This is a genomic window from Paenibacillus sp. NPDC056722, assembly GCF_042790635.1.
GTDB lineage: Bacteria > Bacillota > Bacilli > Paenibacillales > Paenibacillaceae > Paenibacillus_AQ > Paenibacillus_AQ agri.
Genome location: NZ_JBHTYV010000006.1, coordinates 1 through 25,722 on the forward strand (window position 1 = coordinate 1; position 25,722 = coordinate 25,722).

Here is a 25,722-nt window from a genome sequence, read left to right on the forward strand (position 1 = left end):
ACCCAAACCCAAACCCAAACCCAAACCCAAACCCAAACCCAAACCCAAACCCAAACCCAAACCCAAACCCAAACCCAAACCCAAACCCAAACCCAGACTTCAAACCTAAGACTCAGCTACACTCCAGTGAAGCCTGGGGCTTTCGGCCGTATTCATCCTATGGCGCATACTTCTCAATAATGAAAATAGCTCTCTATTCCCAATTAAGTGCAATTTTGTATCTTAATTTCCCCTTCAGAAGAGAAAAATGGAATATAAGAGCATTTTTGTACCTTATTTTAGGAGAAATAAGCCCATAGAGCGTATTTCGAGGAATATAACATACAAAAATGCACTTATTTAACTTATACCTTTATCTGCAGCTGAATTAAGGTACAAAAATGCTGCTATTTACACTTTGGGCGCGGTTAAAGCAATGTTACTCTTCAATCGGCGTTGTTTGTTACTACATTCTATTACATCAAGCTATTGTTGCTTATGATCTTAACGTTGGTGCTCCAACACAAAATGCCCGGCCGCGAAGACCGCGTACCGGGCGCAAGAAAAGTTATTTGTTTGCAGGTTGTAGGGCTGAACCGCCAGTGCCCTTTTCCAGAACAGCTTCCTGTAACATCGAGAGATACGCCTAAGTTACAGGTTTGCAAACTGTATGGAGAAATCGCCAATGCCCTTTTCCAAACCAAACTTCTGTAGTATTGAGATACACCTAAGTTACTTGCTTACAGATTGAAAAGCCGAATCCCCAATACCCTTTTCCAGAACAAATTCCTGCAGCATCGAGAGATACGCCTTAACCGGTTGACTCAGGAACTTGCCACGATTATGAATAACCGCTACCTGTCGAACGAGTACGGGATGAATGATAGGGATGGCGCGAATACTACCGTCATTGTACAGATGGATCAGCGACTTGGATAAGACACTTACGCCAGCTCCGGATTTGATAAGGCTAAAAATGGAGTCTATAGTGTTCGTTTCGATGAATGGCTCCAGTGAGAAGCCGGAGGTACTACAAGAGGCGTCTATTAACTGGCGGCACCGGTGCTCCTTAGGGAACATGATGATCGGCAGCTTCTGTACCTCAGCAAACTCAACAGAAGGCGAGTCGGCTAAAGGATGTCCGGCTGGAACGGTCAAATAAAATTGTTCCTCATAAAGCGGAATATGTTCTAACCGGTCGTCCTCAATGGGTAGGATGGTCACAGCGATATCCATCTCATTTTGCAGGATGGGGTCTATGACATTTTCAGCGGCAACGATTCTGATCTTGATCTTTGGAAATTGGCGATTGAACTCCACCAGTAGCAGTGACACGAGATGATTCAGTTCGCCTGGAAGCGAGCCGATCGTAATGGTACCCCGTTCGCCATCCTGCAATTCCTCCAGTTGCTCCTTAGCGCTGTGCATTACATTGAAGATGGTACACGCATGGGTATAGAGTATAGATCCAGCTGCTGTGATGGCAATTTTCTTACCAATCCGGTCAAAAAGCGGTATGCCAAGCTCGTCCTCCAGCGCTTTGATCTGATGACTAAGTGTAGGCTGGGTAACACCCAGCTTGTCTGCCGCACGCGTAAAATGTAGCTCATCGCAAATGGTTTTAAAATATTCGAGTTGTCGCAGTTCCATATGTCCGTATCTCCCTGTTACATTGTCGATGCCTACTATAGCAGAAGCCCTCTTGACAGGCAAATGATTTAATACTTTATAGACACAATCCGTTATAATAAGCAATGCGGAATGTCAGCAAGGGAGAGGGAGAGATGAAGATTAAGCGGATAATTTGGAAATGGTTCAGTGGAATGACGTTCAAGAGCAAGCTGCTGACTGTCTTTATACCTTTAATTGTTGTGTCGCTTAGCATTTTGGGAGTGGTGTCCAGTGAGATTTTTAGCCGTTCCCTCATCAACCGTAGCGTCAATGACGTCATTGATCAATCGAGTCTGATTATCAATAAGCTGGATTCCATTACGAAAAATATGGAGATTTGCTCCAATATGCTGGTCACGGATGTGAACCGGTTATACGATAACTTTCCCATTGAACGAACAGCTGTAGAGGAGAATCAATTCCGGCTGACCATACAGAGCCGCTTGGCGATTGATCTGTCATTGTTCGCGGAAACAGATGCAGCCGTTTTCATTGACAGTAACGGTAAAATTTATACGTCCTATCCAGCACGAAATGATGAAAGCGAAGCCATTCGCAGTGGCGTTCCTGAGGAACTGCTGAAACAGGGCAACTATGGCTCAGCTTACTGGTTTCCTATGCAGAAAAGGAATTACATGACACCAAATCCTGATGTACCTGTCCTAACACTAGGAAAGGTAGTTATTAACATCAACACTGGGGAACGCTATGGCACGTTATTCCTAATTATTAAAGAGCCTACCCTGTCAGCTTCTCTTGTAAGCGGGAACAATATTAATCAAAAGAACTATTTTCTCGTGGACGAGCGCCGGATCATCGTGGCCAGCCCGGACAAGGAGCAAGTACTGACCCCAATTACGAATCCAACAGAGCTTGCGCTGCTCAAATTAACATCAGATCAAACAGAGACGGCTACCCGAAATACAGATGGCAAGAGACTAATTACGGTTACAGATTATCCGGGGATGCAGTGGAAGCTGCTTAATGTAGCGGACCTGGATGTTCTGACGAAGGATGTTGGCAAAAACACAAAGCTCACAATTCTGATCGGCTTCACCTGTCTTCTGTTGTCTTTGCTGGGGGCCCATTTTCTCTCCAAGGTGGTCCTGAATCCACTGCAGGATTTGACGAAAAGAATGCGCCGGGTTATGGACGGTAACCTGTATGTAGAAGCACCAGTTCACACCAATGACGAAATCGGTTTGATTTCCCGTGTGTTTAATTCCATGATCAAGCAGATTCAGGAGCTGCTGCAGAATAAGGAGAAGGAACAGAAGCGGAAGCGAGAATATGAGCTGGCATTGATTACTTCTCAGGTGAAGCCGCACTTTTTGTACAATACGCTGGATACGATTTATATTCTGAATGATATGGATCGTAATCAGGAGGCTCGGGATACAACCAAGGCCTTGGCGGATTTTTATCGGGTGGTGCTTAGCAAGGGCCGTGAGCTCATTATTCTGGATCAGGAAATCAAGATGACTACCGACTATTTGTCCATCATGCAGATGAGATACCCCGATGTGTTCCAGTATGAGATTCGTATCCCGCAAGAACTGCGGAACACGCCGATTCCGAAGTTATCGCTCCAGCCGTTGGTGGAGAACGCTATCTATCATGGCCTTAAGACCAAAGGGGAGCGTGGACTCATTGTTATCTCCGCAGTGAAAGAGAAGGCGAAGATCATCCTCCGCGTGGAGGACGACGGAGTGGGAATGAGTGAGGAGCAGCTGAAAGAGGCTTGTTGCTTCCAAGAGGAGGAAAAGGTGGTTAAATCCATCGGGGTTTATAGTGTTCAGGAGCGAATAAAATTGTATTTTGGAGCAAAATACGGTTTAACCATATTCAGTGAAGAGGGAAAAGGAACAAGGGTGGATATTACTGTTCCAGGCGGAAAAACAGGAGGGAAAGCGGATGTACCGGATTATGATCGTGGACGATGAACCCTTGTTTCGAGATTATTTACGGATGAAAATGGATTGGGAAGACTATGGCTACAGGGTATGCTGCGAAGCCCGCAATGGCAAAGAAGCGCTGGAGGAAGCAGAGATTCATCGCCCTCATCTGGCCTTGATTGATATCAATATGCCGTTCATGAACGGCTTTGAGCTTGCAGAGCAACTGAAGATACGTTTCTCGGAGATGACGATTGTCTTCGTGACAGGCCACAATGAATTTGAGTATGTCCAGCAAGCGGTTCGTCTGGGCGTTCATGATTATTTGTTAAAACCATTTAATCGGGAGGAGCTCGCGGCCATGCTGGAACGGATTCAGCCGAAGCTGCCGAAGCTCCAAGAATCGCCCGAAGAAGCACAGGCTGCTCTGCAGAGTGCTGATGTCAATAACAAGCAATACCCTGCAGCCGCGATTCAGGAGAGTATCCTGATCTCGTTGCGACTTAGTGACCAGGACACATTAAGTGAGGTAAAGCGCGCCATTCAATCGCTTCGCTCCCATGATTTGAACAGCGAATACGTCTATACGATGCTTATGGGGCTGGTCTCGATCGGACTGTCCTTTGCCGGAGAGCGGGGAGTAGCCTCAGAGCATCTGCTGGAGAATCTGACTGGGTCGTCTCCTGACAAGAATCTCCGCGGGTGTGTGACCTGGGATGAGATAGAGGTTTGGTTGCTGAGCTTTTTCGAACGGCTGATTGGCTTGACGGAGAGCACAAGACAAACCAAGTCTTATAAGCTTTACAGTGATGCAAAAGCATATATTGAACAACATTACACCGAAGAAGAGTTATCCGTTGAGGCTGTTGCTGCCATCTTATTCGTGGACCCCAGCTATTTGCGGCGCGTATTCCGCAAGGAATCCGGTTATTCGGTGCTGGATCACATCACCCATATCCGAATGAAAAAGGCTAAGGAACTGATCCAGAAGGGGAATATGAAGCTATCGACGATTGCATACGAAGTTGGATACAGTGATCCGAATTATTTCAGCAAAAGCTTCAAAAAGAAATTTGGCATGACGCCTACAGAGTTTGAACAACTGAGGTAAAAGGGAGCCGGGTCTGCCCGGCTCTTTTGCATGAATATAGGAATTTATATGTTCTACGCTATAAATTATCCATACATTTCTCGCTGAAGCGGGTACTGTCCCTTAGAGGACGGCATTGCTGTTTCTACTTGTTGTCCCGTTTTTTACTTATCCGGCCCGTTTTGCTCATTCTGCAAAAGGCACAGATCATTTTATAATGAAAGCGCAAACAAGAAAGCGCTAACTAAATTAAGCTACAGGGGGAAATAAAGATGAAGAGCACATGGAATAAAACGTGGGCTGGAGTACTTGCATTGACACTGGTTGCGTCCCTGACCGCCTGTGGCGGCGGATCTTCTTCAAACAAACCGACTAACACAGGCACCTCAGGAGGAAGTGAAGCCGGAGCGAATGAGAAAGTGAAACTGAAAGTGTACGCACAGCATTTTGATGATGATACCGCCAAGCCGTTTGATTACGCAGTTGAAGAACTGAAGAAGGAAATGCCAAATGTGGAGATTGAGCTTGATCCGGCAGTTCAAGACGGATTCCAGAAGCTGAAAACCTATGCGGCGACAGGAAATCTGCCTGATATCTACTATACAGATTGGAACACACTACAAACTTTCTCCAAATCCCAAAACGTACAGGTACTCGACGATTATGATACGACCAAAGAATACAAGGCAAATCTTAATCCAGGCGTCGAATCCCGTATGGTTGCTCCAGATGGTCACGTCTATGCCTTCCCGGATACAGGTGTAGAGTTCGAGCTCCTGTATTACAACAAGAAGATTTTCCAAGAAGCTGGCATTCCGGTGCCAATCAAAACGATTGACGAACTCGCCGCAGCAGCCCAGAAATTAAAAGCTAAGGGTCTTGTACCACTCTCTATTTTTGCCAAAGAAAAATGGATCACTACAGCGTTCTACAATGCCTTCTTGACACGTGAGGATGGTATCGGAACAGGCGTATTCGAAAAGGGTAACCCTACGGAAACTCCGCAAAGTGCTGTGACTGCTGCTGAGCAAGTGAAAAAGTTGCAACAAGCCGGATTGCTTGATGTCAATGCAACCAATACGAACTATGACCAGGCCTCTTCCATGTTTTATACCGGAAAATCCGCTATGATGATTAACGGCCAATGGGAAATTTACAGTGCACAAGAGAAGATGGGCGACAATGTAGACTTCATGTACTGGCCTGCCAAAGACGAGCAAACCTATGAGAACATGAAATTCCAAATGAACGGCTCCGGTGGACCACAAGGATATGCTGTATCCTCCAAGAGCAAAAATATTGATGTGGCTGTTAAAGTAGCGGCTTTCATCGCAAAAAAATCGGCTGAGTACAAATTTACGGTACTAGGTAACCCGATCGTTGCACCGAAGATCGATAAGCCTGTTACGGCAACAGATATTCCGGCAATGATGAAGCGCCTGACTACGGATGTACTGCCTAACGCTAAGGGCTACGCTGTAGCGGTCAGCAAGTTGAGCATCAGCACGGCGATTGATGATAATACGCAAAACCTGCTGGTTGATGGATTTAGTGTAGATGATTTTGTTAAAAATATGAATCGCGCTTTGGGCAAATAAAGAGAGAGCTACAGAGAAACGTTTAAGAACCCTGGACTTCAAGCTTCGGCTTGGGGCTTCCGGGGTTCTAAACCAGAGAATATTTATTTTGGAAAGGAGCTGTGGAGGGTTATGAGACAGTATTTGGGCAATAAAAAAGCGATTCTATTCTTCCTTCTGCCCGCCATGCTAATCTACACCGTAATTATTATCTATCCCGTGCTGCAAACCGTTTACCGCAGTTTTTATAACTGGGACGGACTCAGTGAAGCTACCTTCAATGGGCTAGGGAATTTCCGCGATTTATTCACGGACCCGCTGCTCAAGACATCGCTGAAGAACGGCGGGATTTTCGCTTTAGTGCTTGTTGTGTTTCAGATCGGCTTGGGTACGATTTTGGCTCTGGTCTGTGCAGACGTTAAGGTAAAAGGACGCAAGCTGCTTAAGACGGCTTACTTTATTCCGGTTGTATTGTCTGTGACGGTTGTCTGCCAGCTCTGGATTGCGATCTATGATCCGACTAACGGGCTTATCAATCGCCTGCTGCAAATGTTAGGTATTCCTTATCAGCAGCATTGGTTAACCTCACCGACCAAATCGATTATCGCAATTGCATTTGTCAATGCATGGCAGTTCATGGGCTATCAATTCGCACTCCTGTATGCAGGCGTCAAGTCGATTCCTGAACAATACATGGAGGCCGCGACGATCGACGGCTGCAGCAAATGGAAGGCCCACTGGAAAGTAACACTACCGCTAATGAAAGAAACGTACAAGTTCTGCTTTACGATCGCTATCACCGGCGGGATTAGCGCCTTTACACAAATGCTGATCATGACCAACGGTGGACCGGGAACGAGCAATTATACGATGACCTTCATGGTATACCGTTACGCTTTCTTGGAAAGCAACTATGGTTATGCTTGCGCCGTAGCGGTAGTTCTGGTAATCATTTCGCTCATTGCAACGGTGGTTATCAACAAAGTATTTGATCGTAACGAGGCGGTCTAGGCAGAAAGGGGAACGTGACATGAAAAAGGCGTTAGGCGTACTTTACCAGGTTCCGCTGTGGATCTATTTTATCGTTTCGGTATATCCGCTAGTCTGGATGATTTCATATTCATTGAAAAATAACGACGAAATTTTCTCGACCAATCCGTTTGGCTTACCGACACACTTCCGCTTTGAGAACTATGTGACTGCATGGTCACAATTCAATATTCCAAAATACTTTATTAACAGTATTGTAGTTTCATCCATTGCTACAGTCTTCATTCTGCTCTTTGCGTTGATGTTCGCCTTTGCTGTAGCCCGGCTGACCTGGAAGTTCAGAAATGCTGTTCGGATCTATATGCTGGTCGGGATGTTTATCCCGCTTCAGGTAATTATGATTCCGCTCGCGATTCTGGTTCGGGACTTCCATTTATCTAATACGTATGGAGCTCTGATTGTTCCTTATATAGCCTTAGGGCTTCCGTTCTCAACCATGATATTCTACGGATTCATGCGTGGAATTCCAACGGAGATTGAAGAAGCGGCTTGTATGGATGGTGCGAATATCTACCGGATGTTTATGCAAGTGATCATGCCGATGGTTATGCCGGCTATTGCAACGGTTGCAATTTTCCAATTCCTTACGAACTGGAACGAATTCACCCTTGCATATATCCTGATCTCTAATGAAGCGATGAAAACTCTGCCGCTCGGTCTCTTGTTCTTCCAAGGACAATACAGCACGGACTGGGGCGGAATGGGTGCCGTAATGACGATGGCTTCGCTGCCGATGATCATCGTGTATCTGTTCTTCAGTGAGCAGGTGGAACGAGCAATGACGGTCGGCTCTGCGGTTAAGGGATAGGCGAAACAAGCTGAAACTTAGTAAGGCTAAAAACTTTCTGTCTTTCGAGACAGAGAGTTTTTTTATTGTTTTTTTGAAACGAAGCGCCCTCATGCTATAATGTTCAGAAAAACAAACGCAGGAGACTGAAATGACTACATTGATTGATAAAATAGCTTTGGTTCATATGGTTGAAGGTCGTGTGCTGGCTGCCCGCTCCACCGGAAAAGATACCTACTATCTGCCTGGAGGGAAACGTGAGCCCGGCGAGACCGATGAAGAGACGCTTGTTCGTGAGATAGAGGAGGAATTGTCCGTTCAGATTAAGCCAGAGACGATCTCGCCATTAGGGACCTTTGAAGCAGGGGCACATGGCAAAGCAGAAGGTGTGACTGTGCGAATGACCTGCTATACTGCGGAATTTGAAGGGGAGTTAGCCGCCGCCTCGGAAATTGAGGAATTGACATGGTTAACCTACAGCGATCGGGATCGCGTCTCCGCCGTCAGCCAATTGATTTTCGACAAGCTGCATGAGTTGAAGCAGCTATTCTAAATGAAGTCCTGAATGAAATTCCAAACGAAATTCCAAACGAAATTCTGAGTAAAAGTCCGTTTACAGCCTATAATAGGCGTGAAGCGGGCTTTTTTTATGCAAATATAAGAATTTATATGTTTCACTGTATAAATCATCCTTATATTTCTCGCTGAAACGGATACCGTTCCTTAGAGGACGGAAAAGCTGTTTCTACTTGCTGAAAGCGGAATTTACGAATTAAGGACAGATGTCCTTCCCGGAATGCCCCGTAATGTCTTTTAATTAGTAGGAGAGTTAAATGAAGGAGAGAGACGAGAGATGAGAGGAATTATTTTTGCATTTTTGGGTGGGGCCTGCATTACACTGCAAGGTGTCGCTAACGCGAGAATTAGTCAGGATATTGGCACCTGGCAGGCTGCGACAATCACTCAGCTGACCGGATTTTTGATAGCATTGCTGATCCTGTTGTTCGTCCGGGACGGCAAGCGGCAGGGTTTTAAGAAAGTGAAGCCTTTATATTTGCTGGGAGGCTCCTTTGGTGCTGTTATTATTTTCACCGAGGTTACAGCGATTCGGATGATGGGTGTGACCTATACGATCTCTGCGCTGCTAATTGCCCAGTTATGCCTGACATTCTTAACTGATGTTCGTGGATGGTTTGGGGTCAAAAAATTGAAGCTGCGGGTACCGCATTTTATTGGCATCGGGATGATGATCGCTGGTGTCGTAATCATGAAATTTTAAAATTGTAATACACAAATGGGGGAAACACATATGCTAGCGGGAATACTACTGGCGCTTATCGCCGGTTCACTTGTCGGCCTGCAAAATATTTTTAACAGCAAAGTTAATGAACATACCGGTTCATGGTCAACCACTACATTGGTGCTCGGTATGGGCTTCATCGCTTCACTGACCATCAGCCTGATTGTTGAAGGAAAAGGCACCTTTGCGCTGCAAAATATGCAGCCATGGTATTGGATCAGCGGAATGATCGGCGTTGGCGTTGTGATCTGTCTCGTTCAGGGAGTGAAGCTGCTGGGGCCTACCTTCGCGATCTCCATCGTGATGACTTCACAACTCGCTTTTGCCCTGCTATGGGATTCTATGGGGTGGCTTGGACTAGAAAAGGTTCCGTTTAACTTTAATCAGTTTCTTGGAGTACTGGTCATTGTCGGCGGAATTATTGTGTTTAAATTTGGAGGTAAAGCGAAAGGGACAGAAGCAGCACAAGCACCTGTCCTTGGCAGAACGGGTACACAGGAGTAACGCAGACAAGAGGTTTGAGCACCACCTTAGACCCCGCACCGCGCGCCGGGAGGCGCACGCGTTGCGGGGGAACTCTTACAGTATTTCGTGCAAATTGTATCCATTGACTTTAACCGAACGATCATTTAAGGTGAGGTCATGAGACATAAAGACGAAAAAAAGAGTGAAGCCATCTTTGAAGCAACGATTAAACTATTGAATGAAATTGGATTTTCGGATATTTCCATGTCCAAAATTGCCAAGGTAGCGAACGTTTCCTCGGCAACCATCTATGTGTATTTTGAAAATAAGGAGGATATGTTAGCCAAGCTTTACGTTAAGGTTAAGGAAAAAATGAGCCAGCAGATGAGCAAGGGACTGGATGAATCCTTGTCCTCCCAAGAATTGTGCGAGCAGCTTATGCGAAATTCTCTGGATTTTATCATGAACAACAAGGATTACTTCCTGTTGCTGGAACAGTATCAGCACTCTCCCTATGTTGAACGGCTATGCCTGGATGATACGTCATCGATGTTTGTTGGGCTGTATGAACTATTCGACAAAGGGAAGCAGAAGGGAGAGCTTAAAGCGCTGAACACTATGCTGCTCTTGTCCTACTGTTACCTGCCAGTCACGCATTTCGCCAAATCGGTATTCAAGGGGCAACTGGAGGGCAGCGAAGAGAATTTCCAGCAGATTATTCGTATGAGTTGGGATGCGGTTCGCTCCTAGATGGAGAAGCCGCTACTATATGTATGACCGAAGAAGTGTTTTACTGGGGGAAGCTAGAGAATATTTAGCACACAACGGATGACATCCAGGCGCATATAGGCGGTAAAAGAGTCTGCAAATAAAAGAACCCTGTCGCTAACCGACAGGGTTCTTTTTGGTTATGGGGGGACGCCAGCCATTAATTTGCACCATACCATTCCTTAGCCTCTGTCTTGCCGAGTCTCCAAACGACAAGGACCGGCAGGATGATGCCAACCAAGAATCCGAAGTTATGCCAGACAAAGTACTCCACGATCCGTAGAAGAATTAGAATGCTGGCGAGTACGATAGCATGGTTACGCCGGGAGGGAATGGGTTGTCCCAAGCGGCTTGCGACCCAAATGGCGACCAAGCCAAAGAGGATCATGATCGTCGCCAATGTCATTTTCAGAGAATTATTACTGCCAATGGAATAGAAACCGTTGAAAAGGTTAACAACCGCTGCGAGATATAAAAGGATTTGCGTCAGCATCACCGCCTGCGGCTTCTGACTGCTTGTCCGAAGATTGCTTGACATATGGATCACTCCTCTTCAATAGGTGAATATGATCACGTTGCTGAGAGCAATTTTTCATCGTCGCTATTAGCTGTATGACTATTCATAAAGGAACTTCACCTCTTTTTGATTCCCTGAACCACGTTGTATTATTCCTCTGACTCGGCCACCGGTGAGGTTTGTTCCACGTACGCAATAAAGCGTTTGGTAGCTGGCGAGAGGTAACGGTCTTTGCGCCACTTCAGCCCGATCTCCCAGTACCAGCCCTCCTCCTGGATGGGAATCCAGGCCAAGCCATCGAGCATGAGGCCCAGCGTCTGAGGAAGAACAGACACCCCGAGTCCGGCTTTGATAAAGCCGGCAACCGTAGCCAAATCCTCAGCGTCATATGTGGAGGTCAGCATAAAGCCTGTATTTTGAAAACGAGAGGTTAGGGTAGCCTTCAGGCCACAGTTGTTCTTGAGTCCGACAAAGGGTTCCCCGGACAGCTCCAGCAGGCTCAGTGATTCACGTCCGGCAAAGGGGTGAGTGGAGGAGACAACGATATATAGGGGCGTTTTCTCGATGATGATCCATTCGTGATTGTCCATGATGGTTTCCCTGGAAGTGATCATCAGATCAGAGTGACCGGTCTCCAGATGCTCATCAATATCGCTATTGTTGCCTTGCTTTAGTTCAAATCTCACTTCTGGATGGTCTACGCGGTAGTCCCTGATAAGAGAAGGAACTCGGTCTACACCTAAGATGTTCAAATAAGACATGGAGATGACACCTTGGTCGGGATGAATCCATTCCTCGATTTCCTGCATCCCGTTCTTGATGTCCTGCAAAGCTTGTTCCACCCATTTCACGAACATATTCCCGTAACGATTCAGTTGTATATTGCGTCCATTACGCTCGAAGAGCGGAATACCTAACTCGCTCTCCAGCTTGGTGATCGAATGGCTTAATGCAGGCTGGGTGATGTTTAAAGCCTTGGCAGCCATGGTCATATGTTGCAGACGGGCAGCAGTCAGGAAATATTCTAGTTGAGTAAGCTCCAACTTCGGCACCTTCTTTTATATGAAATATATTAATGAATTTGATTATAACTATGAATTAGACAATATAACAAGTCGGAGGATAAGATTACAGTGAACTTGATGAACAAGTGCATTTGCCTAGTCGGCATAAATAAATAGCAGGAGGATGAATCATGAATACATTTTTGAAAAATCCGTTAAACGAGTTTGCAGGAAAAACGGCGCTGGTTACCGGTGGGACAAAGGGAATGGGTAAAGCGATCGCCAGCAGACTGGCTCAAGCCGGAGCCACGGTGATGACCAGCGCCCGCTCTGTCCCCGACGAGTTGGTGGACGCTAGCTTGTTCGTCCAAGCTGACTTGGCTACTCCTGAAGGGGTGGAGAAGGTCATTCAAGCGGTGAAAAGCCGTTTTGGCAGCATTGATATTGTGGTGCACTGTGTAGGTGGATCGACAACTCCCGCCGGGGGCGCGCTCGCCTTGACCGATGAAGATTGGTTGCATGAGCTGAGCTGGAATCTGCTAGCTGCTGTTCGCCTGGATCGGGGCCTGCTGCCGCTGATGGTAGAGAAGAAGGCCGGAGCCATCGTTCACATCTCGTCAATCCAGAGAGTTCTGCCGTTGCACGAGTCGACCTTAGCGTATGCTGCAGCCAAAGCTGCGCTTACGAACTACAGTAAAGGGCTGTCTAAGGAGTTTTCGCCCCGAGGCATTCGTGTAAATACAGTAGCTCCTGGTTTTATCCAGACGGAGGCTGCCGATGCTATGATAGACCGTCTCGCTATTCAGACGGGCAGCAGAGAAAGTGCACTGGAAGAATTGTTGCAATCTCTTGGTGGCATACCCATTGGACGTCCGGGTACCCCTGCGGAGGTGGGAGAATTAGTGGCTTTCCTGGTATCAGATCGGGCAGCGTCAATCACGGGCAGCGAATTTGTTATTGACGGGGGAACGATTCCGACGGTCTAATTATTTATCCGGGTGGGCATAACCATTCTTGTAGTGCGATGGAGAAGGAATCCGCTCGGTCAACGGCACAGAATCTTAGGAAGAGAAGCACCATCAGATTGTGCGATTACAGCAAGAAAAGGCGGGGCAAGTGCCCCGCCTTTTTCATAGCGTTTAATCTATGCATCTACCGCGAAATAGTTCATACCCATCGCCTCACGCACCTCGAGCATCGTTTCTTTGGCAGCCAGGCGCGCTGTTTCCGTACCGGATATCAGAATTTCATCCACACGCTTGGGATGATTCTGATAGGTTACACGTCGTTCCCGCATAGGCTCCAGCAGCTCATTGATGACAGCGAAAATCTTTCTTTTACACTCCGAGCAACCGATCTGCCCTTTAGTACAGTCTTCATGAATTTCCTGTGCTCCTTGCGGGCGGAAGGCCTGATGATAAGCGTAGATTGGACAGATGTCAGGGTGACCGGGGTCGGATTTGCGGATACGGGCAGGATCCGTAGTCGCTTTTTGAATCTGCAGACTGATTTCCTCCGGTGTGGAGTCCAAATAGATGGCATTTCCAAGACTTTTGCTCATTTTGCTGTTTCCATCCAGACCGATGAGACGAGGGATCTCGCCTACAAGGGCTCTTGGTTCAATTAGTACAGGCTTCTTATACAGCTGATTGAAGCGGCGGACGATTTTGCGGGACTGCTCGATATGGGGAAGCTGGTCTTCACCCACTGGCACCAATGACGCTTTGCAAAAGGTAATATCTGCGGTCTGACTCACCGGATACCCGAGGAAGCCGTAATACATATCCTGAAAGCCGCGTTCTGCTGCTTCTGCCTTGATTGTGGGGTTATGGCGCAAAGCGTTCACCGTTACGAACATGGAGAAATAAGCTGTTAATTCGGCAATCTCCGGGATCAAGGACTGCACCAGAATAGTAGCCTTCTCAGGCTCAATTCCCGCCGCCAAATAATCCATAGCCACCTGACGCAGATTGCGCTGAATCAGCTCCGGCTGTTCGAAGTGGGTCGTGAGGGCCTGCACATCTGCAAGCAGTAAAAAGGTGTCATATTGATGCTGCAATTCTACCCGGTTCTTCAGACTTCCGACGTAATGTCCAAGATGGAGCTTTCCTGTAATCCGGTCTCCGGTTAATATACGTTCTTTCATGAATAATCCTCCTCAATAATAGGCTTGTGCGACTAGAATTACGGAACCACCAACCATCGTCCATGGACATCACCCCCTTTAAAAAATACAAAAAAACCCCGTCCGCAAAGGACGAGGTTATCGTGGTACCACCTTTTTAACCGCTACATAAGCTGAACTTAAGAATTTGGCTCCGTTAGATTCCTAAGTTCACATTCTATATAAGCGGTTCACTAAAAGTACAGGAAGACGCCATGAATAGGCGGTCTTGCGATACTCCTCTCTTGGTAACGGGGAGAGACTCCCGGCAACGCCTACTTAGGGTTCAGCGTAGCGACTCAGAAGCCCATTCGGCATCAGGTGAGGATCGGTTCACAGCGGCCACCGACTCTCTGGACCTCAACATCTGATGCGTACTTACTCTTCTTCAACGTCGTTCATCCGTTTCACATTTCTGTTATTATAATCGACTTTATGTTAGAAATCAAAGCCTCAGGCTTTAAAATCTTCAATTCGTTCAGGACTGGCGTCTGCCAGGGCTTGGCGGAGACTATCTGCTCCATGCTCCCGGTAGCTCGGTGTACCCGGCTGCTGACGCCAGGACTCGTCCAGTCCGCCGGCATCTACAGCGTCAAAACCCAGCTCTTCGACAAGCTGCAGCACAATGGTCTTGGCTGCGGGATCATCCCCGGCTACCGGCAGGGCAATGCGGTTAGGTGAACCAGCGGGTACTCCGCGTTCAAGCAGATTAGCAGCGGTAATCCCATTGAATACTTTATTGACGGGGCGTTTCAAGTACTGCTCGACCCACCGGCTTTCCGGCAAGCCAGCCTCGATCTCCGTAATCAAACCGTCTCGTTGACGGGGATAATAATTCCCGGTGTCAATAATGACAGCGTCTGGTGCAGTGTGATCTAAGATCCCCTCGGGAAGATCAGGAATATTCTTTTGCGGAATCGTTACAATGACTAACTCTGCTCCACGGGCGACTTCTGTAACTTCTTGAGGCGTGGCGCCAGTCTCTGCTGCGAGGTCTGTCAAAGTGTGAGGTCCGCGGGAATTGGCAATTGAGACTTCATGTCCAAGCTTGGTAAGACGACGGGCAAGATTTCCACCGATATGTCCGGCTCCAATAATGGCAATTTTCATATATTCCGACTTCCTTTCCCGATTTAATATGGTATAACATCTTCACTGTAACAGAGAAGTATAGCACTGTAAACAACTTCTTGACTGAACGTTACAAATTATCTATACTGTGATTTATTATTGTTTGGAAAGGAGGACTATTGTCATGACCAGAGGTGGGCGACCACGAGAATTTAAAGATACGACGGTGATCGACGCAGCCATGGAAGCTTTTTGGATAAACGGATATGAAGGCTGCTCTACTGAGGATTTGTGCAAACAGACCGGCCTTGGAAAAGGCAGCTTGTATAATGCATTTGGCAGCAAGCATGAGTTATACGAACAAGCCCTTCAGCGGTATCATGAGCAGGGCATTCAGGAGCAGAGCGAGCTTTTGCAGCGTCCGTTGCCATTGAAAGAAAAGCTGCGGGGACTACTGGAATGGGCCGTTCAGGAGGATTTCTCTGAAACAGGGCGCCGGGGCTGTCTCTTGATTAACGCAGCCATGGAACGGGCAGGGGTTGATCCGATGGTGGAGCAGGTGGCAACGCGGCATATCGGGTTTTTAGAGGAGATGCTTTCTGGGCTGATGGAGCAGGGGATTGAGACTGGTGAAATCACTTCAGGGAGAGCAGCCAAAGAACTAGCGGGTATGTTTCTCAGCAGTTATTACGGACTTCGTGTACTTAACAGTTCCGCACAGAATCGTGATTTGGCCAACACCATTGTGGAAGGCACATTGGCAGCCATTTACTAGCCGGGTATCCGGCACTTTTTTTTGTGCTAGAATTGTACCGATCATTACAATACTTAGATTTTACAATATTTTATGAAAAGAGGAGATTGAAATGCCATTTGCAATCTATGTACTTAGCTTGGCTATTTTTTGTATGACCACCTCAGAATTTATGGTAGCCGGAATGATGAATACACTTGCCGCAGAATTCGGAGTAACCGTATCAGCAGTAGGGTATCTTATTACCGCCTTTTCGGCAGGGATGGTTGTGGGTGGACCGTTGCTGACCGCAGCTTTGCTGAATACACCAAGGAAAAAAGCATTTATTACCCTAATAGCAGTCTTCTTCGTCGGACAACTGCTTGGTGCTGTGGCGGAAAACTATGCGCTGATGATGGTCTCACGTATTATTACCGGTATAGCCTCATCGGCAGCCTTCGGTGTATCGATCTCCATCTCTGCTTCGCTCGTGGATGAGAATACCCGCGGACGTGCGGTGTCAATTATCTTCGGCGGTCTTATGATCGCTACGGTTCTCGGTACACCTGCGGCAACATGGGCTGCGGAAGCTTATGGATGGCGATTCAGCTTCTGGGCAGTCGCGGTTCTTGTCTTGCTATCAGGAATGACCGCCTTGCGGTTGATTCCGGTATTGTCTACGCCCGAACCTACAAGTTTGCGGCATGAGCTGAAATCCTTTCGTAACCGTGGTCTCTGGGCAGCTTATCTGACCAGCTTTCTCATTATTGGGGCGACATTTGCAGCGTTCAGCTATTTTGCGCCTATTTTCACCGATTTGACAGGCTTTTCTGCAGCCTCGGTTCCACTGCTCTTTGTCGTTTATGGAGCTGCGACTGTGGTAGGGAATTTAATTACGGGCAGACTAGCCGATCGATATATGATGCCACTGCTGACCATAGGTCTGATACTCTTGTCGGTAGCGCTCCTTGCATTTGCCATTGGTGCACATGAACCGGCTGTGGTCATACCAGCTGTTATAGTTATTGGACTTGCCGGGGTTCCCATGAACCCGCCTATGGTGACCAGGGTTATTCGAGCGGGAGGGAGTGGTCTTATGGTTAACACCATTCATACCGCAATCGTTACCTTTGGTGTAGTGGTAGGCTCGTCGGTTGGTGGCCTGGCCATTAGCGCCGGTTATGGATTGGTAGCTCCGCTCTGGATAGGGCTTATCCTCGCCCTGGCGGGTGTAATCTCCTTACTGCCATTTTTGCTCGGGTTCTCCCGTAGTAAAGTGGTGGAAATAAAGTGATCATTCACAGGCTATGCTAAGCCACAGGAATATTTTTTAAAAGCGGATGTCTTGACATGGAGTGAACTCCATGGGATAAGATGCAGAAGAAATGACAAGCTTGGGTGATAAGCTGCCCAGTTGAAAGGAGCGAAAGATGGAGTCTGTGTACAGTATTGCAGACATTGCCCGGGAGACGGGCCTGACTTATGATACGATCCGTTATTATGAGAAAATCGGGCTGGTGCCGCCTTCTGAGCGGACGGAGAATGGTCAACGCCAATACGGAAAATTGGATCTGGAACGGTTCATATTCATCGTTCGGCTGAGACGAACCCGTATGCCGATAAAATCGATTGAACGCTACATGCAACTGGCGATGGATCAGCAGTATGAGAGCTGTTATAACGTATTGCTTGAGCATAAGCAGCAGATTGATCAGCAACTGACAGAAATACAGTCTACGCTTGAGGTTATGAATTTCAAGCTGGAGCATTATCAGGATATGATGAGGCTCTCAGAATTAGGAGGAGAAAACTTTATGAACAATTATTCTTATTATACTGCTACACCGCAAGCACCGCTTCCTTCCGGATTTGGAGTGACTACTACAGCCGAAGAAGCACTTGGAGGCCGTGATCTGACCGGGAAAATCGCTATTGTCACTGGCGGCTATTCCGGTATCGGTCTGGAAACGACCCGAGTACTGGCAGAAGCCGGCGCTACAGTAATTGTGCCTGCAAGAACGCTAGGGAAAGCCCGGGAAGCACTGGCGGCCATTCCACGCGTAGAGTTGGAAGAACTGGATCTGATCAATCCGGCATCCATTGATGCCTTTGCCCAGCGGTTCATAGATTCCGGACGTCCGCTGGATATCCTCATCAACAATGCAGGGATCATGGGACCTAAGGTCACACACGATGCGAGAGGGTATGAGGCGCAGTTTGCCACTAATCACTTAGGTCACTTTCAATTGACGGCCCGCTTGTGGCCAGCGCTCAAGCAATCAGGCAACGCCCGTGTAGTTTCGTTGTCTTCTATCGGGATCCATATTTCTGGTATCGACTTCGATGATCTGAACTTTGAGAACCGGCCGTATGACAAATACGTGGCTTATGGTCAATCCAAGACGGCGAATTCACTGTTTGCTATAGGACTGGATCGTCGCGGGCAGCCGCACGGCATTCGTGCATTTGCCGTTCATCCCGGCTCGATTGAGACAGACTTGGCACGGGATGTCTCGGAGGAAGAGCTGACTGCTACTAGCAGTCAATATACCTTCATCACTACAGAACAGGGGGCCGCGACCAGTGTCTGGTGTGCTGCCAATCTACAGCTTGAGGGCAAAGGCGGAGTATATTGTGAGAGTGTGGATATCTCAACGCTTGTCCCGGACGATGCTCCCTTTGGTCCTGGAGTGCTTCAACGGGCCATTGATCCCGGTTTGGCGGAGCGTCTATGGCTGCTGAGTCAGAAAATGACTGGTGTGACCTTCGATAGCTAATGCTATTTTTGGAATGTGAATGGAATCATTCCTGATTGTAATATAAGGACAAAAACAGGCCGGAGGAAAGAATCTCTAGCCTGTTTTTTTGCTGTGAACCTAAGTAGCAGATGGAACACTGTGGAAGTAGGACAGAAGCATCACATACAGGAAATTGGGCATAGTGTGAAATTCCGACTTTTGGATTATTTGCCTCAATTATCATGGAAACGCCTATATTTACCGTAGAATTGCCACTTATTTCTAGATCGATGATGCCTCTATAATGAGTGTGAATGTCATAGAAGGGAGGAGCGCCTGCGATAACAGATTGTTTAAGTAAGAGCGGGTTGGGCAAGAGGTGGTAAGCGCTTTAAAGAATGGATGCATTGTTTTGTAACCGCTAACAACTCGTCCATTGATGGGATTAAAGCTTTTTTACGTACTTACACATCACCTGAGGAGGAATATAATGCGCAACAAGTATGTTGTATGGTCACTCGTATTAACAATGCTGATCTCGAACTTATTCCTGACCGTTGGATCTCCTGAACCTGTATCGGCTGCCGGTGGACCAAACCTGGCACTGGGCAAAAATGTTACTGCGAGCGGCTACACTCAAACTTACAGTCCGAACAATGTGAATGACAGCAATCAAGGGACTTATTGGGAGAGCACGAACAATGCATTCCCTCAATGGATTCAAGTGGATCTTGGTGCCAATACAAATATTGACCAAATCGTATTGAAGCTGCCAACGGCCTGGGGTACACGGACACAAACGCTAGCTGTGCAAGGCAGCACGAACGGTTCAACGTTCTCGGACATTGCCGGCTCTGCGGATTATGAATTCAATCCAGCCGTTGCTGGCAATTCAGTTACCATCAATTTTACTGCCACGAACACACGTTATGTTCGTTTGAACGTGACGGCCAACACCGGTTGGCCAGCAGCCCAATTTTCCGAATTTGAAGTGTACGGTGCCAGTGGCCCAACGCCGACTCCGTCGCCGTCCGCAACGGCAACTCCGGTGCCGACTGCATCGCCAACCGCTGTACCTACGGCGTCGCCAACAGCCACACCAATAGTAACTCCGTCGCCAACGACCGCACCTACGGTCGCTCCTACGCCAACACCGACCCCTACGCCAACACCGACTGCAACACCTGTACCTACAGCAACGGTGACCCCGTCGCCAACGGCTAGTCCGACCGCAACGCCTACGCCACCAACAGGCAGTAACATTGCAATCGGCAAAGCGATCACTGCCTCTTCCAGCACTTTGAACTTTGTAGCTGCGAATGCTAATGATAACAACACCAACACGTACTGGGAAGGCGGCAGCAACCCAAGTTCGCTGACGCTGGATCTCGGTGCGAATCATAACATCACTTCCATTGTGTTGAAGCTGAATCCTGGTTCTGCTTGGAGCACACGGACACAAACCATTCAAGTGTTAGGCCATAATCAAGATACAACCACCTTCAGCAATCTGGTTGCTGCACAAACCTACACATTCAATCCCGCTTCCGGTAATACAGTAACGATTCCAGTTACTGCAACGGTTAAACGTCTGCAATTGAACATTACAGCCAATTCCGGCGCGCCTGCCGGACAAATTGCTGAATTCCAGGTATTCGGAACACCGGCACCGAATCCCGATCTTACAGTTACTGGAATGTCTTGGACACCGACTTCTGTAGTTGAGAATAATGCAATCACATTGAATGCAACCGTCAAGAATATCGGTTCCGCAGGTTCTCCAGCTGCTAAGGTGAACTTCTATCTGAACAATGAGCTGGCCGGGTCTGCGACAGTAGGTGCTTTGACAACAGGGTCATCGGCCACAGTATCTGTGAATGCGGGTACCAAGACTGCCGGTACGTATACGGTCAGCGCCAAGGTAGACGAGAATAATGAGATCATTGAAGAAAATAAAGCAAATAACAGCTACACACATCCATCTTCACTGGTTGTTGCGCCAATTACAAGCTCTGATTTGGTCGGCACGGTCTCTTGGACCCCTAGTAATCCAACAGTCAACAATCCAGTAGCATTTACTGTTAACCTGAAGAATCAAGGGAATCTGGCTTCGGCCGGGGGAGCTCATGGTGTTACAGTCGTTCTGAAGAACGCCGCTGGAACAACTGTTCAGACTTACAATGGTACTTATAACGGTACACTTGCGCCGGGAGCATCAGTGAATGTCAGTGTAGGTTCCTGGACAGCAGCAATTGGGAACTATACGGTGACGACTACCGTTGAGGTAGACGCCAATGAAGCTCCGGTTAAACAAACCAACAACGTCAGCACAACTAATCTGACCGTATACTCGGCTCGTGGTGCAAGCATGCCTTATACCCGGTATGATACGGAAGATGCTACCCGAGGTGGGGGTGCAACACTCCAGACCGCTCCGACCTTCGATCAAGCACTAACCGCATCGGAAGCCTCCGGGCAGAGTTACATTGCTCTTCCTTCCAATGGTTCCTACGTACAATGGACTGTTAGACAAGGGGAAGGCGGCGCGGGTGTGACGATGCGCTTCACTATGCCGGATTCAGCCAATGGTATGGGCCTTAATGGAGCACTGGATGTGTACGTGAATGGTACTAAGGCCAAGACGGTTCCGTTGACTTCTTACTACAACTGGCAGTATTTCTCCAGTGACCAGCCAGGAGATACACCGGGTGCAGGACGTCCGCTGTTCCGTTTTGATGAGGTTCACTGGAAGCTTGATACAGCCCTTAAAGCCGGAGACACCATTCGTATTCAAAAGAACAATGGCGACAGCCTTGAATATGGTGTGGATTTCCTCGAAATCGAGCCTGTTCCTGCGGCCATCGCCCGTCCGGCCAACTCGGTATCCGTAACCGATTTCGGTGCGGTTGCGAATGATGGTCAGGATGATCTTGCAGCCTTTGAAGCAGCGGTTCAATCCGCGGTTGCAACCGGCAAGACATTGTACATTCCTGAAGGCACATTCCATCTAAGCAGCATGTGGAAGATCGGTACGCCAGCCAACAAGATTAATGATATTAAGATTCTGGGTGCAGGAATTTGGCACACGAATATCCAGTTCACTAACCCGAATATTTCAGGCGGCGGAATTTCCTTCCGTGTTCAAGGCAAGCTTGATTTCAGCAATATCTACATGAATTCCAATCTTCGTTCACGTTATCACGAAGGTGCGATCTACAAAGCGTTCATGGACAATTTCGGCAAGAACTCCATAGTCAGCAATGTCTGGGTAGAGCATTTTGAGTGCGGCTTCTGGGTGGGTGACTATGCCCATACACCAGCTATCATCGCTGATGGTCTGGTCATTGAGAACAGCCGGATTCGCAACAATCTTGCTGATGGTGTGAACTTTGCTCAAGGTACCAGCAACTCTACAGTTCGTAACAGCAGCATCCGTAATAACGGTGACGACGGTCTGGCGGTATGGACCAGTAACGTCAACGGTGCGCCGGCAGGCGTGAACAACACGTTCTCCTTCAATACGATTGAGAACAACTGGCGTGCAGCAGCGATTGCCTTCTTCGGCGGCAGTGGTCACAAAGCCACCAACAATCTGATCGTGGACACTGTTGGCGGGTCTGCAATCCGCATGAATACCGTATTCCCTGGATACCATTTCCAAAATAATACAGGTATTCTGTTCTCCGATACTACTATAATCAACAGTGGTACGAGTAAAGACCTATACAATGGTGAACGTGGAGCAATAGATCTTGAAGCCTCCAATGATCCCATCAAGAACGTAACATTCACCAACATTGATATTCAAAGAACACAGCGCAGTGCTATTCAGTTTGGATATGGCGGCGGGTTCCAGAATATCGTGTTCAACAACATCAATATTAATGGCACAGGTCTGGATGGCATTGAGACATCGCGATTCACATCGCCACATAAGGGTGCAGCAATTTACACCTATACCGGCAACGGCTCAGCCACATTCAACAACCTAACAACCAGCAACATTGCCAATCCTAATATCAACTTGATTCAAAATGGTTTTAACCTAACTATCAACAACTAATAGTAAAGCCCAAAGCAGGGTACTCTTCGGAGTATCCTGCTTTTTTTCACTGGTTTAATCCGTAGAAAAATATCGAAATTTGGAACGTAGAGTTAGGAGATATAAGAGTTAATTACTATTTATTACCTCTAATATCATTAGGATGCATACATTAATCGTAGAATTACCACTTATTTCATTGGCAATGATTCATCTATAATTGGAGTATATGTCATTGAAAGGAGGATCGACAGTAATTCCGATTTATAGACAGAGAGGCGGGCAAAAGAAGAAAATAGCGTTTTACTAGACAAAATGTAACCGTTATCAATTATTCGTTTTAGGATATCTATGCTTAATCGTACTTACATTTGCCTTAGGAGGAATAGAATGCGTAAAAAATATATCGCGTGGTCTCTAGTATTGACCATGCTAATCTCAAACTTATTTCTGACAGTTGAATCTCCTGCTCCAGTGTCTGCTGCCGGCGGACCGAATCTAGCGTTAGGGAAGAATGTAAGCGCTAGCAGTTATACCCAAACCTACGGACCGGGCAATGTGATTGATAACAATCAAGGAACATACTGGGAGAGCAATAACAATGCTTTTCCGCAATGGATTCAAGTGGATCTTGGCGCGAATACGAACATTGATCAAATCGTGTTGAAACTGCCGTCTTCCTGGGGAACACGGACACAGACTTTGGCCGTACAGGGAAGTACGAATGGTTCGACATTCAACAATATCGTAGGCTCTGCCAACTATGCGTTCAATCCTAACGTTGCTGGCAATTCCGTTACCATTAATTTCGCGGCTGTAAGCACTCGTTACGTTCGTCTGAACATAACGGCTAACACGGAATGGCCTGCAGGACAATTATCTGAATTTGAAATTTATGGTGCGGGCGGTACGACCCCTACACCAACGCCAACGCCAGCACCAACGTCAACACCAGCACCTACAGCCACTCCAGCTCCAACGCCACCTGTAAATTCTAACCGTGGGGCAACCATGCCGTATACGCGTTATAATACTGAAGATGCAACCCGTGGCGGCGGGGCAACGTTAAAATCGGCTCCGAATTTCGACCAATCACAGACAGCTTCAGAAGCTTCCGGTCAGCGTTATATCGCACTTCCTTCCAACGGTTCTTCCGTGCAATGGACGGTAAGACCAGGTGAAGGCGGCGCAGGTGTGACCATGCGCTTCACGATGCCAGACTCTGCTAACGGTATGGGTCTTAACGGAGCGCTGGATGTCTACGTGAACGGAACCAAAGCTAAGACCGTTCCATTGACTTCTTACTACAACTGGCAGTACTTCTCTAGCGATCATCCAGGAGACACGCCAGCGGACGGGCGTCCGTTGTTCCGCTTCGATGAAGTGCACTGGAAGCTGGATACTCCGCTCAAAGCGGGCGATACCATCCGCATCCAGAAGAATAATGGCGACAACCTGGAATACGGTGTAGACTTCCTTGAAATCGAGCCTGTTCCGGCAGCCATTACCCGTCCGGCGAATTCCGTATCCGTAACGGATTTCGGCGCCGTAGCCAATGATGGGCAAGATGATATTGCTGCCTTCGAAGCAGCTGTTCAATCGGCAGTATCTACAGGCAGAACGCTCTATATTCCTGAAGGCACCTTCCATCTGAGCAGAATGTGGAAGATCGGAACAGAGAGCAATATGATTAACAATATTACCATTCTAGGTGCGGGCATCTGGCATACCAATATCCAGTTCACGAACCCTAACATTGCAGGCGGCGGGATTTCCTTCCGCGTTTCAGGCAAACTTGATTTCAGCAACGTCTACATGAACTCCAATCTTCGTTCACGTTATGGTGAACAGGCCATCTACAAAGCTATGATGGATAATTTCGGCAAAAACTCCAGAGTCAGCAACGTTTGGGTAGAGCACTTTGAATGTGGTATCTGGGTGGGCGATTATGCTCATACACCGGCTATGATTGCCGATGGTTTGGTGGTTGAGAACAGCCGTATTCGCAACAACCTTGCAGACGGCGTTAACTTCGCTCAAGGTACAAGCAATTCTACTGTGCGTAACAGCAGCATTCGTAATAACGGTGACGATGGTCTGGCCGTATGGACCAGCAGTGTCAATGGTGCACCTCAAGGTGTGAACAACACCTTCTCCTTTAACACCATCGAGCATAACTGGCGTGCTGCGGGTATTGCCTTCTTCGGCGGCAGTGGTCACAAGGCTACCAACAACCTGATCGTTGATACAGTAGGCGGTTCCAGTATTCGGATGAATACGGTGTTCCCTGGATACCACTTCCAGAACAACACCGGAATTACTTTCTCTGATACTACCATTATCAACAGCGGTACAAGTAAGGATCTGTATAACGGTGAACGCGGAGCGATCGACCTGGAAGCATCGAGTGATTCGATTCGTAACGTAACGTTCACGAATATCGATATCATCAACACTCAGCGCAGTGCCATTCAGTTAGGATACGGCGGCGGATTCCAGAACATCGTATTCAACAACATCAACATTAATGGCACAGGTCGGGATGGTATTGAGACTTCGCGTTTCACTTCCCCGCACAAAGGGGCAGCAATCTATACCTACACCGGCAACGGTTCGGCAACCTTCAATAACTTGAATACCAGCAATATTGCCAACCCGAATACCAACTTTATTCAAAATGGCTTTAACTTGACTATCAACAATTAATGGTTAAAGTCCAAGACAGGGTGCTCTTCGGAGAGCACCTTGTTTTTATTAACCAACGGCTCCTTCTCTAGAGTATCTCTACGGTTAACTGACAATAGGAAATGATTTACTATATTGTGTAATCATGATACGATGGCAACTGGAGATGTTACGAAAGGAGCATGG

General features: G+C 47.5%; 21 protein-coding genes and 1 other annotated feature. Of the genes, 16 read left to right on the plus strand and 5 right to left on the minus strand.

Features of this window, described 5'->3' with window-relative positions; translation table 11 throughout:
- The coding region (locus ACFRAM_RS16235) for a hypothetical protein (RefSeq protein ID WP_379466711.1) at positions 1-299 on the plus strand (299 nt) is incomplete at its 5' end.
- Between the two features lie 412 nt (positions 300-711).
- On the opposite strand, the gene ACFRAM_RS16240 is transcribed toward ACFRAM_RS16235, so the two are convergent.
- Positions 712-1,629, minus strand: coding sequence for a LysR family transcriptional regulator (locus ACFRAM_RS16240; protein WP_379466712.1), 918 nt, complete (start codon positions 1,627-1,629; stop codon positions 712-714).
- Between the two features lie 134 nt (positions 1,630-1,763).
- On the opposite strand from ACFRAM_RS16240, the gene ACFRAM_RS16245 reads away from it, so the two are divergent.
- From ACFRAM_RS16245 to ACFRAM_RS16285, 9 genes are all read left to right on the plus strand, one after another.
- On the plus strand, positions 1,764-3,593 hold the full coding sequence (locus ACFRAM_RS16245) for a sensor histidine kinase (protein ID WP_379466713.1): 1,830 nt from the start codon (positions 1,764-1,766) through the stop codon (positions 3,591-3,593).
- A complete protein-coding gene (locus tag ACFRAM_RS16250; RefSeq protein ID WP_379466714.1) occupies positions 3,565-4,656 on the plus strand; it encodes a response regulator transcription factor in 1,092 nt (363 codons plus the stop codon). Before ACFRAM_RS16245 ends, ACFRAM_RS16250 begins: the two co-directional genes overlap by 29 nt.
- 251 nt (positions 4,657-4,907) lie before the next feature.
- Positions 4,908-6,233, plus strand: a complete 1,326-nt coding sequence (locus tag ACFRAM_RS16255) for an ABC transporter substrate-binding protein (protein WP_066369370.1) — start codon at positions 4,908-4,910, stop codon at positions 6,231-6,233.
- Positions 6,234-6,344: 111 nt separating this feature from the next.
- Positions 6,345-7,223 (plus strand): carbohydrate ABC transporter permease, encoded by an 879-nt coding sequence (locus ACFRAM_RS16260; RefSeq protein WP_175372659.1) that lies wholly within the window; start codon positions 6,345-6,347, stop codon positions 7,221-7,223.
- 19 nt (positions 7,224-7,242) lie between these two features.
- A complete protein-coding gene (locus tag ACFRAM_RS16265; protein WP_175372660.1) occupies positions 7,243-8,070 on the plus strand; it encodes a carbohydrate ABC transporter permease in 828 nt (275 codons plus the stop codon).
- A 130-nt stretch (positions 8,071-8,200) separates the two neighbouring features.
- The gene (locus ACFRAM_RS16270) at positions 8,201-8,602 is read left to right on the plus strand and encodes an NUDIX hydrolase (protein WP_379466715.1); all 402 of its coding nucleotides are present in this window, start codon (positions 8,201-8,203) and stop codon (positions 8,600-8,602) included.
- 300 nt (positions 8,603-8,902) lie between these two features.
- On the plus strand, positions 8,903-9,328 hold the full coding sequence (locus ACFRAM_RS16275) for a DMT family transporter (protein WP_379466716.1): 426 nt from the start codon (positions 8,903-8,905) through the stop codon (positions 9,326-9,328).
- Between the two features lie 30 nt (positions 9,329-9,358).
- A complete protein-coding gene (locus ACFRAM_RS16280; protein ID WP_379466717.1) occupies positions 9,359-9,853 on the plus strand; it encodes a DMT family transporter in 495 nt (164 codons plus the stop codon).
- A 138-nt stretch (positions 9,854-9,991) separates the two neighbouring features.
- Positions 9,992-10,564 carry a TetR/AcrR family transcriptional regulator gene (locus tag ACFRAM_RS16285; RefSeq protein WP_379466718.1) on the plus strand — a complete coding sequence of 191 codons (573 nt, stop codon included), beginning with the start codon at positions 9,992-9,994 and terminating at the stop codon, positions 10,562-10,564.
- A gap of 178 nt (positions 10,565-10,742) precedes the next feature.
- Here ACFRAM_RS16285 and ACFRAM_RS16290 read toward each other — a convergent pair whose 3' ends face one another.
- Together ACFRAM_RS16290 and ACFRAM_RS16295 are read right to left on the minus strand one after the other, a co-directional pair.
- Positions 10,743-11,120: a hypothetical protein gene (locus ACFRAM_RS16290; RefSeq protein ID WP_379466719.1), complete on the minus strand. Its 378-nt coding sequence runs from the start codon at positions 11,118-11,120 to the stop codon at positions 10,743-10,745.
- Between the two features lie 128 nt (positions 11,121-11,248).
- Positions 11,249-12,142 (minus strand): LysR family transcriptional regulator, encoded by an 894-nt coding sequence (locus ACFRAM_RS16295; RefSeq protein ID WP_379466720.1) that lies wholly within the window; start codon positions 12,140-12,142, stop codon positions 11,249-11,251.
- Positions 12,143-12,294: 152 nt separating this feature from the next.
- Here ACFRAM_RS16295 and ACFRAM_RS16300 point away from each other — a divergent pair, with 152 nt between their 5' ends.
- Positions 12,295-13,089 (plus strand): SDR family oxidoreductase, encoded by a 795-nt coding sequence (locus ACFRAM_RS16300; RefSeq protein ID WP_379466721.1) that lies wholly within the window; start codon positions 12,295-12,297, stop codon positions 13,087-13,089.
- 158 nt (positions 13,090-13,247) lie between these two features.
- Here ACFRAM_RS16300 and trpS read toward each other — a convergent pair whose 3' ends face one another.
- Complete coding sequence (gene trpS, locus ACFRAM_RS16305) at positions 13,248-14,249, minus strand: tryptophan--tRNA ligase (RefSeq protein WP_379466722.1); 1,002 nt, start codon at positions 14,247-14,249, stop codon at positions 13,248-13,250.
- A 104-nt stretch (positions 14,250-14,353) separates the two neighbouring features.
- Positions 14,354-14,668, minus strand: a binding site (T-box leader).
- 52 nt (positions 14,669-14,720) lie between these two features.
- Positions 14,721-15,377: an NADPH-dependent F420 reductase gene (locus ACFRAM_RS16310; RefSeq protein ID WP_379466723.1), complete on the minus strand. Its 657-nt coding sequence runs from the start codon at positions 15,375-15,377 to the stop codon at positions 14,721-14,723.
- Between the two features lie 145 nt (positions 15,378-15,522).
- Here ACFRAM_RS16310 and ACFRAM_RS16315 point away from each other — a divergent pair, with 145 nt between their 5' ends.
- The 5 genes from ACFRAM_RS16315 to ACFRAM_RS16335 all read left to right on the plus strand — a co-directional run bounded on the left by ACFRAM_RS16315 (position 15,523) and on the right by ACFRAM_RS16335 (position 25,557).
- Positions 15,523-16,113, plus strand: coding sequence for a TetR/AcrR family transcriptional regulator (locus ACFRAM_RS16315; RefSeq protein ID WP_379466724.1), 591 nt, complete (start codon positions 15,523-15,525; stop codon positions 16,111-16,113).
- Between the two features lie 91 nt (positions 16,114-16,204).
- Positions 16,205-17,365: an MFS transporter gene (locus tag ACFRAM_RS16320; protein WP_379466725.1), complete on the plus strand. Its 1,161-nt coding sequence runs from the start codon at positions 16,205-16,207 to the stop codon at positions 17,363-17,365.
- 136 nt (positions 17,366-17,501) lie between these two features.
- Positions 17,502-18,848 (plus strand): SDR family NAD(P)-dependent oxidoreductase, encoded by a 1,347-nt coding sequence (locus tag ACFRAM_RS16325; RefSeq protein WP_379466726.1) that lies wholly within the window; start codon positions 17,502-17,504, stop codon positions 18,846-18,848.
- 451 nt (positions 18,849-19,299) lie between these two features.
- Complete coding sequence (locus ACFRAM_RS16330; protein ID WP_379466727.1) at positions 19,300-22,872, plus strand: discoidin domain-containing protein; 3,573 nt, start codon at positions 19,300-19,302, stop codon at positions 22,870-22,872.
- A 369-nt stretch (positions 22,873-23,241) separates the two neighbouring features.
- Positions 23,242-25,557, plus strand: coding sequence for a discoidin domain-containing protein (locus ACFRAM_RS16335; protein ID WP_379466728.1), 2,316 nt, complete (start codon positions 23,242-23,244; stop codon positions 25,555-25,557).
- Positions 25,558-25,722: the final 165 nt, after the last annotated feature.

What these genes read in the sequence shown, in the direction of transcription:
- ACFRAM_RS16240 (WP_379466712.1), bottom strand. Translation starts at nt 1,629, where the DNA reads ATGGAACTGCGACAACTCGAATATTTTAAAACCATTTGCGATGAGCTA.
- ACFRAM_RS16245 (WP_379466713.1), top strand. Translation starts at nt 1,764, where the DNA reads ATGAAGATTAAGCGGATAATTTGGAAATGGTTCAGTGGAATGACGTTC.
- ACFRAM_RS16250 (WP_379466714.1), top strand. Translation starts at nt 3,565, where the DNA reads ATGTACCGGATTATGATCGTGGACGATGAACCCTTGTTTCGAGATTAT.
- ACFRAM_RS16255 (WP_066369370.1), top strand. Translation starts at nt 4,908, where the DNA reads ATGAAGAGCACATGGAATAAAACGTGGGCTGGAGTACTTGCATTGACA.
- ACFRAM_RS16260 (WP_175372659.1), top strand. Translation starts at nt 6,345, where the DNA reads ATGAGACAGTATTTGGGCAATAAAAAAGCGATTCTATTCTTCCTTCTG.
- ACFRAM_RS16265 (WP_175372660.1), top strand. Translation starts at nt 7,243, where the DNA reads ATGAAAAAGGCGTTAGGCGTACTTTACCAGGTTCCGCTGTGGATCTAT.
- ACFRAM_RS16270 (WP_379466715.1), top strand. Translation starts at nt 8,201, where the DNA reads ATGACTACATTGATTGATAAAATAGCTTTGGTTCATATGGTTGAAGGT.
- ACFRAM_RS16275 (WP_379466716.1), top strand. Translation starts at nt 8,903, where the DNA reads ATGAGAGGAATTATTTTTGCATTTTTGGGTGGGGCCTGCATTACACTG.
- ACFRAM_RS16280 (WP_379466717.1), top strand. Translation starts at nt 9,359, where the DNA reads ATGCTAGCGGGAATACTACTGGCGCTTATCGCCGGTTCACTTGTCGGC.
- ACFRAM_RS16285 (WP_379466718.1), top strand. Translation starts at nt 9,992, where the DNA reads ATGAGACATAAAGACGAAAAAAAGAGTGAAGCCATCTTTGAAGCAACG.
- ACFRAM_RS16290 (WP_379466719.1), bottom strand. Translation starts at nt 11,120, where the DNA reads ATGTCAAGCAATCTTCGGACAAGCAGTCAGAAGCCGCAGGCGGTGATG.
- ACFRAM_RS16300 (WP_379466721.1), top strand. Translation starts at nt 12,295, where the DNA reads ATGAATACATTTTTGAAAAATCCGTTAAACGAGTTTGCAGGAAAAACG.
- trpS (WP_379466722.1), bottom strand. Translation starts at nt 14,249, where the DNA reads ATGAAAGAACGTATATTAACCGGAGACCGGATTACAGGAAAGCTCCAT.
- ACFRAM_RS16310 (WP_379466723.1), bottom strand. Translation starts at nt 15,377, where the DNA reads ATGAAAATTGCCATTATTGGAGCCGGACATATCGGTGGAAATCTTGCC.
- ACFRAM_RS16315 (WP_379466724.1), top strand. Translation starts at nt 15,523, where the DNA reads ATGACCAGAGGTGGGCGACCACGAGAATTTAAAGATACGACGGTGATC.
- ACFRAM_RS16320 (WP_379466725.1), top strand. Translation starts at nt 16,205, where the DNA reads ATGCCATTTGCAATCTATGTACTTAGCTTGGCTATTTTTTGTATGACC.
- ACFRAM_RS16325 (WP_379466726.1), top strand. Translation starts at nt 17,502, where the DNA reads ATGGAGTCTGTGTACAGTATTGCAGACATTGCCCGGGAGACGGGCCTG.
- ACFRAM_RS16330 (WP_379466727.1), top strand. Translation starts at nt 19,300, where the DNA reads ATGCGCAACAAGTATGTTGTATGGTCACTCGTATTAACAATGCTGATC.
- ACFRAM_RS16335 (WP_379466728.1), top strand. Translation starts at nt 23,242, where the DNA reads ATGCGTAAAAAATATATCGCGTGGTCTCTAGTATTGACCATGCTAATC.